14 protein-coding genes are annotated in these 12,449 nt (G+C 61.3%); 11 read left to right on the top strand and 3 right to left on the bottom strand.

The window, feature by feature from the left end:
* Positions 1-121 precede the first annotated feature (121 nt).
* A complete protein-coding gene (gene istA / locus BFN67_RS19095) occupies positions 122-1,618 on the top strand; it encodes an IS21 family transposase (protein WP_139789217.1) in 1,497 nt (498 codons plus the stop codon).
* A complete protein-coding gene (istB, locus tag BFN67_RS19090; RefSeq protein ID WP_080920594.1) occupies positions 1,615-2,373 on the top strand; it encodes an IS21-like element helper ATPase IstB in 759 nt (252 codons plus the stop codon). The genes istA and istB overlap by 4 nt, the downstream gene beginning before the upstream one ends.
* Positions 2,374-2,465: 92 nt before the next feature.
* Here the strand turns inward: istB and BFN67_RS19085 are convergent, their stop codons facing one another.
* Complete coding sequence (locus tag BFN67_RS19085) at positions 2,466-2,666, bottom strand: sulfatase-like hydrolase/transferase (RefSeq protein ID WP_245295342.1); 201 nt, start codon at positions 2,664-2,666, stop codon at positions 2,466-2,468.
* A 152-nt stretch (positions 2,667-2,818) separates the two neighbouring features.
* On the opposite strand from BFN67_RS19085, the gene BFN67_RS19080 reads away from it, so the two are divergent.
* From BFN67_RS19080 to BFN67_RS19055, 6 genes are all read left to right on the top strand, one after another.
* Complete coding sequence (locus BFN67_RS19080) at positions 2,819-3,595, top strand: SDR family NAD(P)-dependent oxidoreductase (RefSeq protein ID WP_158083542.1); 777 nt, start codon at positions 2,819-2,821, stop codon at positions 3,593-3,595.
* Between the two features lie 13 nt (positions 3,596-3,608).
* Positions 3,609-4,655 (top strand): LacI family DNA-binding transcriptional regulator, encoded by a 1,047-nt coding sequence (locus tag BFN67_RS19075; RefSeq protein WP_080921104.1) that lies wholly within the window; start codon positions 3,609-3,611, stop codon positions 4,653-4,655.
* A gap of 72 nt (positions 4,656-4,727) precedes the next feature.
* A complete protein-coding gene (locus tag BFN67_RS19070; RefSeq protein WP_158083541.1) occupies positions 4,728-5,972 on the top strand; it encodes an ABC transporter substrate-binding protein in 1,245 nt (414 codons plus the stop codon).
* Between the two features lie 61 nt (positions 5,973-6,033).
* On the top strand, positions 6,034-6,951 hold the full coding sequence (locus tag BFN67_RS19065; RefSeq protein WP_139789259.1) for a carbohydrate ABC transporter permease: 918 nt from the start codon (positions 6,034-6,036) through the stop codon (positions 6,949-6,951).
* The gene (locus tag BFN67_RS19060; protein ID WP_080921101.1) at positions 6,948-7,802 is read left to right on the top strand and encodes a carbohydrate ABC transporter permease; all 855 of its coding nucleotides are present in this window, start codon (positions 6,948-6,950) and stop codon (positions 7,800-7,802) included. Before BFN67_RS19065 ends, BFN67_RS19060 begins: the two co-directional genes overlap by 4 nt.
* Positions 7,802-8,728, top strand: a complete 927-nt coding sequence (locus tag BFN67_RS19055; RefSeq protein WP_139789260.1) for a formylglycine-generating enzyme family protein — start codon at positions 7,802-7,804, stop codon at positions 8,726-8,728. Before BFN67_RS19060 ends, BFN67_RS19055 begins: the two co-directional genes overlap by 1 nt.
* 117 nt (positions 8,729-8,845) lie before the next feature.
* Here BFN67_RS19055 and BFN67_RS25155 read toward each other — a convergent pair whose 3' ends face one another.
* Entirely contained in the window at positions 8,846-8,986 is a 141-nt protein-coding gene (locus BFN67_RS25155) for a hypothetical protein (RefSeq protein WP_342587458.1), read from the bottom strand.
* On the opposite strand from BFN67_RS25155, the gene BFN67_RS24150 reads away from it, so the two are divergent.
* Both BFN67_RS24150 and BFN67_RS19045 read left to right on the top strand, forming a co-directional pair.
* On the top strand, positions 8,921-9,301 hold the full coding sequence (locus BFN67_RS24150) for a hypothetical protein (protein ID WP_139789258.1): 381 nt from the start codon (positions 8,921-8,923) through the stop codon (positions 9,299-9,301). The genes BFN67_RS25155 and BFN67_RS24150 overlap by 66 nt on opposite strands.
* A 76-nt stretch (positions 9,302-9,377) precedes the next feature.
* Positions 9,378-10,085, top strand: a complete 708-nt coding sequence (locus BFN67_RS19045) for a plasmid pRiA4b ORF-3 family protein (protein ID WP_245295193.1) — start codon at positions 9,378-9,380, stop codon at positions 10,083-10,085.
* Here the strand turns inward: BFN67_RS19045 and BFN67_RS19040 are convergent.
* Positions 10,066-10,878 carry a tyrosine-type recombinase/integrase gene (locus tag BFN67_RS19040; protein WP_080919176.1) on the bottom strand — a complete coding sequence of 271 codons (813 nt, stop codon included), beginning with the start codon at positions 10,876-10,878 and terminating at the stop codon, positions 10,066-10,068. The two genes, BFN67_RS19045 and BFN67_RS19040, sit on opposite strands and share 20 nt — an antisense overlap.
* 144 nt (positions 10,879-11,022) lie before the next feature.
* Between BFN67_RS19040 and BFN67_RS19035 the strand changes: the two genes are divergently transcribed.
* Complete coding sequence (locus tag BFN67_RS19035; protein ID WP_080919177.1) at positions 11,023-12,423, top strand: ISKra4 family transposase; 1,401 nt, start codon at positions 11,023-11,025, stop codon at positions 12,421-12,423.
* Positions 12,424-12,449: the final 26 nt, after the last annotated feature.

The following is a 12,449-nucleotide window of genomic DNA, read 5'->3' as shown; positions in this document are numbered from 1 at the left end:
TGAGAGCGGCGGTGCAAAATTAGTCCACGGTAGCGGCGGGATCGTCCCGCTTCGGGCGGCGTAAAAGCCGGCCACCTATTTTCCTTCTGCGACGAATGCAGGAGGGTTGGGGATCTACACCGTGGAATTATATCTGAAGGTCCGTCTGGCTTGCTCGGAAGGAATGAGCCGGCGTCAGGCTGCAAAGCATTTCAACATATCGCGCGATAGCGTGGCCAAGATGATGTCGTATTCGACGCCGCCGGGCTATCAGCGTCAGTCACCGATCCGGCGGCCTAAGCTGGATGCGTTTGTTTCGACGATCGATCACTGGCTTGATGAGGACATGAAGGTGCCGCGCAAGCAGCGCCATACGGCCAAGCGGGTGTTCGACCGGCTTCGTGGCGAGTGTCGCTTCACCGGCGGCTATACTATCATCAAGGACTACATGCGCGAGCGGGAGCAGCGTCGCCAGGAAGTGTTCGTGCCGCTGTCGCATCCGCCAGGGCATGCGCAGGCCGATTTTGGCGAGGCGATGGTCGTCATTGGCGGTGTGGAGCGGAAGGCGCACTTCTTCGTGCTCGACCTGCCGCATAGCGACGGCTGCTATGTGCGGGCCTATCCGGCGGCTGTGTCGGAGGCATGGGTGGACGGCCATATCCATGCGTTCGCCTTCTTCGGCGCAGTACCGCAATCGATCGTCTACGATAACGACCGCTGCCTCGTGGCCAAGATCCTGCCCGACGGCACCCGCAAGCGCGCTACTCTATTCAGCGGGTTTCTGTCCCACTACCTGATCCGGGATCGTTACGGCCGGCCTGGCAAAGGCAACGACAAGGGGAACGTCGAGGGTCTCGTCGGCTATGCCCGTCGCAACTTCATGGTGCCGATCCCGCAGTTTGCGACATGGGAGATGTTCAACGCCTGGCTTGAAGAGCAATGCCGCAAGCGCCAGCGCGACAGGCTGCGCGGCGAGAACGAGACAATCGGGGAACGGCTACAGCGCGATCTGGCCGCGATGCGCGCGTTGCCGGCCTCGCCCTTCGATGCCTGTGATCAGGCCAGCGCCAAGGTAACGGCCCAGTCGCTTGTCCGCTACAAGACCAACGACTATTCCGTCCCGGTCGCCTATGGCCATCAGGATGTCTGGGTCCGGGGCTATGTCGACGAGGTGGTGATCGGCTGCCGCGGCGAGATCATCGCTCGCCATCCCCGAAGCTGGGAGCGGGAAGACGTCGTCTTCGACCCACTGCATTACCTGCCGCTGATCGAACAGAAGATCAATTCGCTGGATCAGGCTGCACCTCTCCAGGGCTGGAACCTGCCCGAAGAGTTCGCCACGCTGCGCCGCTTGATGGAAGGCCGTATGGCAAAACATGGCCGGCGTGAGTACGTGCAGGTTCTTCGCCTGCTGGAGAGCTTCGAGCTTGCGGACCTGCATACGGCAGTGAAGCAGGCCCTTCAACTCGGAGCAATCGGCTTCGACGCCGTCAAGCATCTGATCCTGTGTCGGGTGGAGCGCCGGCCGCCGAGACTGGACCTGTCCATCTACCCATACCTGCCGAGGGCGACGGTCGAGACGACATCGGCGAAGGCGTATATGCGACTGCTTTCCGCGCATGGGGAGGAAGCGGCATGAGCACTGACGTGCCCGAGATCCTGCTCTCCCATTATCTCAAAGCCCTCAAGCTTCCGACCTTCCAGCGCGAATACCAGAAGCTGGCTCGGCTATGCGCCACCGAGGGCGTCGATCATGTCGGATACCTCACCCGGCTTTCCGAAAGGGAGATGATCGAACGGGATCGCCGCAAGGTCGAGCGCCGCATCAAGGCGGCAAAGTTCCCGGTCGTCAAAAGCCTGGACAGCTTCGACTTCACCGCCATCCCGAAGCTCAACAAGATGCAGGTGTTGGAACTGGCGCGTTGCGAATGGATCGAGCGGCGCGAGAATGTCATTGCGCTTGGTCCCAGCGGCACGGGAAAGACCCATGTGGCGCTCGGCCTCGGCTTGGCTGCATGCCAGAAGGGCCTGTCCGTCGGCTTCACGACAGCCGCTGCGCTGGTCAGCGAGATGATGGAAGCGCGCGACGAGCGGCGTCTGCTACGGTTCCAGAAACAGATGGCCGCCTACCAGCTTCTCATCATCGATGAGCTGGGCTTCGTGCCGCTCTCCAAGACCGGCGCGGAATTGCTGTTCGAGCTGATCTCGCAACGCTACGAACGGGGTGCCACGCTGATCACCAGCAATCTTCCGTTTGACGAATGGACGGAAATCCTGGGGTCCGAGCGTTTGACCGGCGCGCTGCTCGACCGCATCACCCACCACGTCAACATTCTCGAGATGAATGGCGACAGCTATCGCCTCGCGCAAAGTCGCGCCCGAAAGGCCGGCTGAACTACCCTCCAAAAATCGCCGCGCACGCATAAGACCCCCGCTCGGGCTACGCCCTCCCGGACGTCTCATGCGCGCGCCGAAGTGGCCGACTTTTACGCCGCCGCGTGGCCTGATTTTACTCCGCCGTTGACATAATGCCTCGTGAAGGCCACGCCGCCTCGAACGAGGCGGTCGATGGCGGGCGTCCGAATATGAGGATTTCCCAGCGACGCGATCGTATCGAAGCGTTGCTGGTCGGTACAGAACCACACGATGTTCGGCTTCTTCTTTTGATCGTCGCGTGAATCGGACAAGCAACCCTCCATCCACTTGGAATGCATTCCAAATTTTCCCGAGCCCTATCATGGGCTTCGGTCAGTAGCAATATGGTTTTCCGCAATTTCAGGCTTGCCATGATTTCTAAATTCAGGATAGTGGTTGGAATGCATTCCAACAGGAGATGTCATTGACTGTCCAGATCGATCTCAAGGACAAGGTCGTTGTTGTCACGGGCGCCGCAGGCGGGATCGGCCGCGCAATTTGCGCGCGCCTGGCAGCGGCAGGGGCGTCGCTGCTGCTCACCGACCTCGATCAGTCCGGCTTGGAGCGCGCCGCCGCCTCTCTGGCCGGGGTACCGGAGACTCAAAAGGCTTCCGTCGGCAGCCATGCGGCGGATCTCGGCGATCCGAAAGTCGGCCATACGCTCGTGGAGGCGACGCTGGCGCGTTTCGGGCGCGTCGACGCGGTCGTCAATGCGGGGGCGGTCCTGAGGCGGACGGAGTTCCTGGATGTCGAGGACGCGGTGCTGAGCGAGTCGCTGAACGTGAACCTCGCAAGCATCTTCCGCATCTGTCAGGCCGCGGTACCGGTCATGCTGAAAGCCGGGACCGGCGCGTTCGTGAATTTCACCAGCCCGTCGGCGTTCACCGGCGGCCGCGTCGGCGCGGTCCATTACGGCGCCGCCAAGGCCGGCGTGATCACGCTGACGCGCGGTCTCGCGGTCCAGTTCGGTTCCGAGGGAATTCGAGCGAATGTGCTTTGCCCCGGAACCACCGCGACGCCGATGATCATCGGCGCCTTGAGCGACGAGCAGCTTGGCACGCATCTGCGCGGCGTGCCGATGGGCCGCCTCGCGGAGCCGGTCGAGATCGCCAACGGCGTTCTCTTCCTGCTCAGCGATCTCGCTTCCTTCGTCAACGGCGCGGTGCTGACCGTCGACGGCGGCGCATCCCTGCGACCGTAGGCGGGAAGCGGCGATGTCCACCCAGCCGAGGATCAAGGACGTTGCGGCAAGGGCTGGCGTCGCCGTGGGCACGGTTTCGCGCGTCCTCAACAATCAGGGCAATGTCAGCGAGGAAGCCCGGCGCAAGGTCCTCAAGGCGATCGAGGAGCTGAACTATCAGCCCAATGCGTGGGCGCGAAATCTCAGGACCGGCCGTTCGCGGAACATCGGCTATTGCGTTCGCGATATTTCCAATCCGCTGTTCTCTACTGCAGCCGTCGCCATCGAGCGCGTGCTGGACGCGGAAGGGCTTTCGCTGCTCATCCGCAACAGTTTCGACCATCCCGAACGCGAGCTCAAAATCGTTCGCTCGTTTCTTGAACAGGATGTGGACGGCCTGATCCTGAGCCCGAGCATCGACAGCGGCGCACATATCGTCGAGATGGCGGCCGCGCGCGGTGTCCCTGTCGCCGTGCTCGATCGTGAATCGCCGGCGCCGAGCGTTCGGGTCATGACGGATCACGTGACCGGCGTGGAGCAAGCCACAAAATATCTCCTGGATCTCGGGCACCGCGACATCGCGATAATCACGGGAAGCCAGAATGTTTCCGCAGGACGGGCCCGCGTGGCGGGATACGAACGGGCTTTCGAAGCCAGGCACATCCCGGTGAACAGGAACTTGGTCTTCCACGGCTCGTTCAGCCGCGAATATGGAGAGAAAGCTGGCACCGCGTTGCTGCGGCGCGATAATCGCCCCACCGCGATCATCACCGGCGGCACGCCGCTGCTTTTAGGCCTCCTCCCGGTGATCAATTCCTGCGCCCTTTCAATACCGGACGATCTTTCGATCATCTGCTGCGACGACATCGACATCACCCAGCTCTACCGTCCGCCGATAACGGTCGTGCGTCGCGACATCGCGCGGGTCGGACGCTTAGCCGCCGAGGCCATTGTCGCCCTCCTGTCGGGCCACTCGGAGCTGGCCGGCGCGGTCCACAACATTCCAACGGAACTCGTCGTCAGGGAATCCTGCGCGCCGCCCGGCGAGGTTCGGCCGCCGATTGAACGGCAACAGCTTTAAGACTCAGGCGCGCGCATTGTAAGGGAGGAAGTAATGACTCGTTTCAACGCAACCAGATCGATGATGCTAGGATTGGGGGGCGCCGTTCTTTTCGGCCTTGCGACCCTGGGCTCGTCCGCACAGACCCAGGAGCTCCAGGTCTGGAAGTACGGTAGCCCGAAGGCCGAGCGGGACTATTTCACCAAGATCAACGAGGGTTTCCCGGGAGGGAAGGTAACCTGGGAATCGCAGGACTGGGAAACGCGCGCGCAGGGAATTTCGACGGCGACGATAGCCGGAAACCTTCCCGACGTGCTTGCCGCCGACAACACGGTCCTCGGCAAAATCGCCGAGGCTGGCGCTGTCTTGCCGCTCGACGAGATCGCTGCCGACAAGGTTGTGGGCTGGGCCGCCAACTATCCCAAGGAGTTGTGGGAGCTCGGAAAATATGGCGGCAAGTCCTACGGCATGTCCACCTTCGTCGATCTGAGCCCGGTGATCATCTACAACGCGGCCATGCTCGAGGCCGCAGGCGTCCAGCCCCCCAGAACATGGAGCCAGTTGCGGGCGGCGGCCAAGGCGCTCAACAAGGATGGCGTCGCCGGCATCGTCTTCGCGGCGAGCACCACGACACTCGACACCGACATCATCCAGTCCATCATACCGGTGAATGGCGGACGTTGGCTGGATCACGACGGGAAGCCCGCAATGGGCGGTCAGGCGCTGGTTGACACTTTCCAGCTTGTCAAGGATCTGACCCAATATGCGCCACAGGGGATCGTCGACGCGAATTTCCGTGACGCTCTTCAGCTCTTCTACCAGGGGAGAGCGGCTATGGTCATCACCAAGTCCTTCGCGCCGATCATCCAGACGGACTACGAGGTTCCCGCGGATTTTCCGGCGGTCATGATCAGCTTCCCCAAGCCGGACAAGGTGACGGGCAGCTTCCCTCCGGCGTCCTTTGAAGCCCACGCTCCCTTCCTTTTCCTCGTGACGTCGCAGACCGACGACAAGGAACTCGCGGTCGAATATCTCGACTACTGGTTCGACCCCAAGCAGCACTACGGCTGGGATGGCTCCGAGGTTAAGGGCCGGGTTCCCACCGCGCACGCGATGCTCCGGTCGGAGGGATTCAAGCAGCAATATCCCGCGCTTGCCGCCGCCTACGAGGAAGGCACGCTGTTCGACAACGTCGTCAGCATCCCCTTCTTCCCCGAATATCCGGACCTGCGGCGCAGCTTCAGCGAGGCCCTGCAGGGCGTGGTGCTCGGCGTCGTGACGCCCGAGCAGGCGGCGGCTGACGTGGAGAACGCGACCAAGGCGGCCATCGCTAAGTGACTTGCAAAACCCGGCGCCGCGGCCGATCGCGGCGCCGGCTTTTTGGTCGAAGGAGCACGCAATGACCGCACTCCCCGAGGGTAATCCGGAGGCCGCTCTGCACGGCCAGAGCCGGGCTTTCAGACGCTACGTGCTGCTGCCTCCGACCTCCATTATATCGGCGCTGATGGTCTTCGCGTTCCTCAGTCTGGTCTACTACGCCCTGCACGAGGTCGACATCTACACTCTCGTGCCGACGAGTTATGTGGGATGGCGCAATTTCACCTTCATATTCTCCGATCCCAAGAGCCTCACCGCGCTGCTGAACACGTTCATCTGGATCGGCGTCAGCGTCGTGCTCATCACGATATTGGGCATCGCGACCGGCCTCTTCCTGTCCCGGGACGGCGCCATAATCCGATTCACGCGTGCATTCATGCTCGTGCCCTGGGTGCTGCCGGGCGTGGTCACCGCCGCGCTCTTCAGATGGTTCTTTCAGACGCAGAACGGGATTTTCAACAGCACCCTCGCACAAATCGGCTTCCTGGCCGATCCGGTGCCTTGGCTCAGCTCGCCGGGGCTCGCCCTCTATACCGTGTGCTTCGCGATCGTCTGGAGGCTTTTCCCGATGTTTGCGCTGGTCACGGCGGCGGCGATCAAGACGGTCGATCAATCGCTCTACGATGCGGCGGCGATCGACGGCGCGTCGGCGTGGCGGCGTTTCTGGCATATCACCCTGCCGGGTATCACCCAGCAGACGCTGACCATGGTGTTGCTGGTGACGATCTGGGTCGCCAACAATCTGGTGTTCGTGCATGTGATGACCGGCGGCGGACCGATCGGGCAGAGCGAGACGATCCCGACCTACATATACCGGATGGCTTTTGATGTCGGGAATGTCGGGCTCGCTTCCGCCGCGAGCCTGCTCAATGCCGCACTGCTCGTGATTATCGGGATTGTGTATGTGCGGGCACTCCGCGCGGCCAGGAGGGAATCGTGAACACTGGCTCGTCGCGGACCGGCTATCTGCTGTCGAAGGCTTTCGAGTTGGGCGTCGCAGCGATCCTGCTGACGGTCATCCTGTTCCCGGTCATCTGGCTGGTCCTGATATCCGTCAGGTCAGTGGCGGAAGTCTACCAGTATCCGCTGACATTCTTCCCGAAAGAGCTGGTTTTCGACGCCTATCGTGAAGTCTGGCTCAGCAAGGGGTATTCGACGGATTGGCTCCGGTATTTCCTGAACACGGCGGTGATAGCCTGCTTCGCGGCCACCGGCGTTATGCTGCTGGGGCTCCTGCTGGGCTATGTGCTGTCGCGCATGCGCGGGCCGTGGGTCGGGCGTGTGCAGCTTCTGTTCATCGTGATACAGCTCTTCGAAGGGCCGGCATTGATCATACCGGTCTATCTCGCTTTGAGCTGGCTTGGGCTCTACAATTCGGCAATCGGCTACATCCTGTTGCTGATCGTCTTCTTCCTGCCCTTCGCGGCGCTACTCAGCCTGAGCTTCGCCTATTCCGTTCCCATCGAAATTGATGAAGCCGCGCGCATCGACGGATGCTCGGACTGGCAGTTCTTCCGCAAGGTGTTCATCCCGTCAGCGAAGGTCGGAATGGTGACGGTCGGACTGATGGCATTCCTGCTTATATGGGGGGAATACCCGTTCGCGCTGACGCTGCTGCAAGGCGAGAACCGAACCGTTTCAACCGCGCTGGTTGACCTGATCAGCGGCCTGAGTGTCTACTGGAACAACCTGGCTGCGGCAGCGACCATCATCTCGCTCCCCGTGATCCTGGTTCTGGTCTTCGCGCAAAAGCATATCGTGTCCGGCCTGACAAGCGGCAGCGTCAAGTGATGGACAGCAACCTTCCAAATTGCTGCATGCCGGGAAACCACACCGCCTCGGCGCCGCGCGCCGCCATCCCCGGGGGATCTCGAACCCTGCATGCCGGCGACACAGTATTGATCTCGGGCGGTACGGCTTTTCGGGGAACCGACAAACCCGTCTACGTCGTGGATGGCGAAGCCATCGTCGAGAGAGCCGTTCTGGCCGACTTCAGGATCGACAAAAATCCCGTTTCCAACCGGCGGTTTTCGCAATTTGTTGCCGAAACGGGCTACCGGACTCATGCGGAAGAGTTCGGCTGGTCCTACGTATTCCACCTGGACGCGCCGCGAGCGTCGCCGATCCCGAACCTGACCTGGTGGCGCCGTGTCGACGGCGCAAACTGGCGCCAGCCGGAAGGGGCTGGTTCCGGCATCAAGGATCGCGCCAACCATCCGGTCGTTCACGTCTCCTGGCGCGATGCTGCGGCATTTGCGAAATGGTGCGGCGGGCGGCTGCCGACGGAAATCGAATGGGAACATGCGGCGCGTGCGGGCCAAGGCGATGTCCGCTTCACTTGGGGAGACAGGGAACCCGATGATACCGATTTCCTGCCGTGCAATATCTGGCAGGGCGAGTTTCCGGCGGTGAATATCGCAGCCGACGGTTACTTCAGAACGGCTCCCGAGGGGAGTTTCGCGCCCAATCCGGCCGGTATTCACAACATGCTGGGCAATGTATGGGAATGGACAGCCGATCCATTCAAAATACGCTCATTGAGCAGAGCGCTGCGACGGCAGGCCGAGACAAAGCGCGGCATGAAGGTTCTAAAAGGTGGCTCTTTCCTCTGCCACTTAAGCTATTGCTACCGTTACAGGATAGCAGCACGCACCGGCAATACGCCGGACAGCTCCACATCGCACCAAGGATTTCGGCTGGTTTGTGATATGAGCTGAATAATTACCTCAGATGCGTGAGGGCGCAGGTGCGGCCGGCGGTCATTCCAGATCTTCGTTTCAGAAAAGAATAAGGCACGGGCCGCCGGTTACCCTTCGGCTGTCTCCCTGATTGGCTCAAACGGTAACCCGAACGGTCCCGTCACTATCCGTGCGCTGTGTCAGCTTCCCTAACCTCAGCATGGAGTTGACGTGAGCGTGCACCTCGCTGAAGGCAAAGCCAAGCTGATGCGGATCAAGCGGCCGCGGGAACAGCACCGGCACGAGATCGGCTACCGTGTGCGCCTTCTGCCGGCAAGCGGTTTCAATCAAATTGCAGCGTTCTTGGTGATGGCCGGTCAACTGTCGGCAGCGCTCGTGAAGCCCATGGAAGGGCAGCTGATGCCCCGGCAGGACAAGCACCTCATCCGGGACATTCCTTGTGATGTTTTCGAGCGATCTGAGATAGAGGCCGAGCGGATCGCCCTCCGGATCGACCGCCCAGACGCTGACATTGGGTGTGATGCGGGCGATGACCTGGTCGGCCGCCAGAAAGGCATTTTCCGAGGGGCAGTGGAGCATAGGGGACCATGAGGATTTGTGTGGCGGTGCCGTCCCTGGGGTAAAATCGGTATAGGGTGGGCGGTGATTTTCACCGAGGCCAGCCATCTTGAAACCACCGCGTCGGTCGAGCCGGCGTTCCGAGGGTGCCCAGACGCCGGACACGACGCCGACGGTCCTGCAATTCCGCATCTGGCTGAAGGGACTGAGCCCGATGGTTTGGCGGCGGGTGCAGGTGCCGGCGACCATGACCTTGCGCGAGTTTCACGGCGTTCTTCAGGTCGCGATGGGCTGGGAAGGCATCCATCTCTACCAGTTTGTCGTGCACACGGTCCGCTATGGCTCATGGGAATTGACTGCGGAACCGCCGGACATCGGACTTGACGCATTGAAGCTGCGCACCGGAAGCCGGTTCCTGTACGAATACGATCTCAATGTTCCGTGGGAGCATGAGGTGCGGCTGGAACATCAGTGCGCCGCCAAGCCGCAAATCCATTATCCCTGCTGCATCGGCGGTGCCGGAACTTGCCCGCCGGAGGATAGCGACGGGCCTGAGGCCTGGATCCTGCAGGAAGATGAAGCGCTCGGACTTGGACTGGATGAGGACCTCGCCAGTGCGCTGGAGTTCTTCGCGGACATCAGCGAGACCAGATCCTTCGCGATCCTCGATGATCCCGACCGGGCTGAGGAATTCCGGGAACTGCTTCTCCGCATCGACAGGCGCAACGCTCTTTTGGGCAGGACGTTCGAGCGGCAGACGGTGAACAAGCGCCTGCGGCAGGAGGAGCATCTCACCCTCATGCATCAGCAGATATGACTTCACCGTTTGAACCGCGATTGTTCGCCAGCAGATTGGCGGCGAGAAGGGCAACGTCGTCACCACGCTCATGCCGGATGCCGGAGAGCAACGACCGTGCCGCTGGCGCGGTGACCTGATCGAACTTTCGGCGCAGGGTCGCGGCGGTCGTTTCCGCATAGTGCCGTGTCGTGGTGATGTTTTCGTGGCCGAGGAAGCGCTGGACGTCGGTGATGTCCATGCCGAGCGCCAACAGCTTTGTCGCCATCGTGTGCCGCAAAAGATGCGGATAGACCCGCTTTGTGATCCCGGCCTTGCGAGCGACTTGCCGGACGATCTGACCGATGCGCTGGCGGCTGTAGGTATAGGGCAGCGATCCTTTGCCCCGTTCCCGGCTCTGGAACAGGGGGCCGGCACGCCTTGTGCCGATATGAAGCCGCAGCATCTGTGTCAGTTCCCGCCGGATGGGGACTTCCCGGTGCTTCGATCCCTTTCCGCGCACGACGACGATCACGCGCTCTGCCAGGCTGACATCCTCGATGCGCAGGCGGGTGAATTCGGAAACGCGCAAGCCGGTTTCCAAAAGGGTCTGAAGCAGCAGGCCCGTCGCGCCGCTCGCCTCGTAGGCCTGGTCAATGAAAGCCAGTTCTTCCTCGATCGTGAGCCGGTTGATTGACGTTCTCTTTTCCGGCGGCGCGGAAAGACCGGCCTGCGCGCGGGCCCGTTTGATCACCGCTTTGCTCTGCAGGTAGTCGATCCCTTCCCGGATCAGGATTGTGGCGACGGCGTTGGCGGCACGCTCGATCGAGGTCATGATGGTTTACCAGATGATTTTCGGATTGCTAACTGGTGAGAGATATCACCGTTGCCGGCGAAAGCGGAGGGCAGAAATACGCGGATCGGACGCGATGAGCTTTCCACTTCGCCCGTTCTGGAAAACCCGGCAAGGAGATGCAGCATGCAGGTTCGGATCGTCATGGAACTCATCGGTGACGACGGCGAGGAGATCGGTCGGGAGATCATCGCCGACATGACAAAGATCACAACGGGTGCGGAGGATCTCGGCCTATCGCTCGCCGAGGGCAAAGCCCTGCTTGCCGGGCTTCAGCAGAAGATGGTGGAGACGCAGGTGAACCTATGGCTAGCGGAAAACCGTGAGACGGACGGCCGCCGGTTGCGGCACAAGGGATACTATCCCGTCACCTTCCACACTCTGTTCGGCGATGTCCGGCTCAGGAGTCCGCGATACGCGCTGCCGGAAAGTGAAGGACGCAATGGGCCGGGCACGGTGTCGCCGTTGCGGCAACTGATCCCCGATCACATTGCACCCGAGCGGCTGTATCTCGAGACGCGCTGGGCTTCGCTCGTGCCATATGCCGCTGCAGCCGAGTTGTTGGCCGATGTGTTGCCGATCGACTGCGGGATCAACGCCACGACGGTGCGGCAGCATGCGCTGAAAACGGCTGCCCGAATTGAGCGGGAGCTGACGGAAGAGCGCGTCTCTTTCATGCAGGATTCGTGTCCGCAAGACTGGACGAACCTGCCCATTCCCGACGGCCGCATTGTCATTGGCCTTGATGGTGGCTACATCCGGGATCGTGACGACCGGAAGAAGAATTTCGAGCTGATCGTCGGCCGCTCCCTGCCCGAGGACGGTGAGCCGCGCTATATCGGCTTCGTTCATGGTTACGACCGCAAGCCGCAGCGCCGAATCCTCGACCATCTTAAAAAGCAGGGCGTGCAGGCCAATCAGGATATTACCTTCATCACCGACGGCGGCGAGGAAGTTCGCTCGCTCGCCGAAATGATCGCCCCGGCCAGCGAGCATGTCCTGGATTGGTTCCACATCACCATGCGCATCACTGTGCTTCGCCAGTTCGCCCAAGGCCTTCGCCATCATGACAAGGAAGCCGGCAACGGCCTGCTGGACATGCTGACCCGGATCAAATGGTATCTGTGGCATGGCAACACCTACCGGGCGCGTGAGGAGATCGATTGGCTGCTCGACGATGCCGAAGCCACGGAAACCGACTACCCGAACATGAAAAAGTTTCTGACAGTGATTGGCGAATTCCGATTCTATATCGGATCAAACCACGCCAGCCTGATCAACTATGGCGAACGCTACCGGTCCGGAGAGCGGATATCATCCGCTTTCGTCGAGGCGACCGTCAACGCCGTTGTCAGCAAGCGTTTCGCCAAGAAGCAGCAGATGCAATGGAGCCGGACAGGCGCGCATCTTCTGCTGCAAACGCGAACGCAGACCCTCGACGGCTCGCTACGGTCGACCTTCGAGAAGTGGTATCCTGGCATGGCAAACGATAATCACCGAAATTCCGACAACCAGTCCGCAGCGTAGCTGCCACACAAATCCTCATGGTCCCC

This window comes from Manganibacter manganicus, assembly GCF_002075885.1.
Taxonomy (GTDB): domain Bacteria; phylum Pseudomonadota; class Alphaproteobacteria; order Rhizobiales; family Rhizobiaceae; genus Mesorhizobium; species Mesorhizobium manganicum.
Note: the sequence above shows the minus strand (reverse complement) of the source record. Positions and strands in the feature narration are given on the sequence as shown.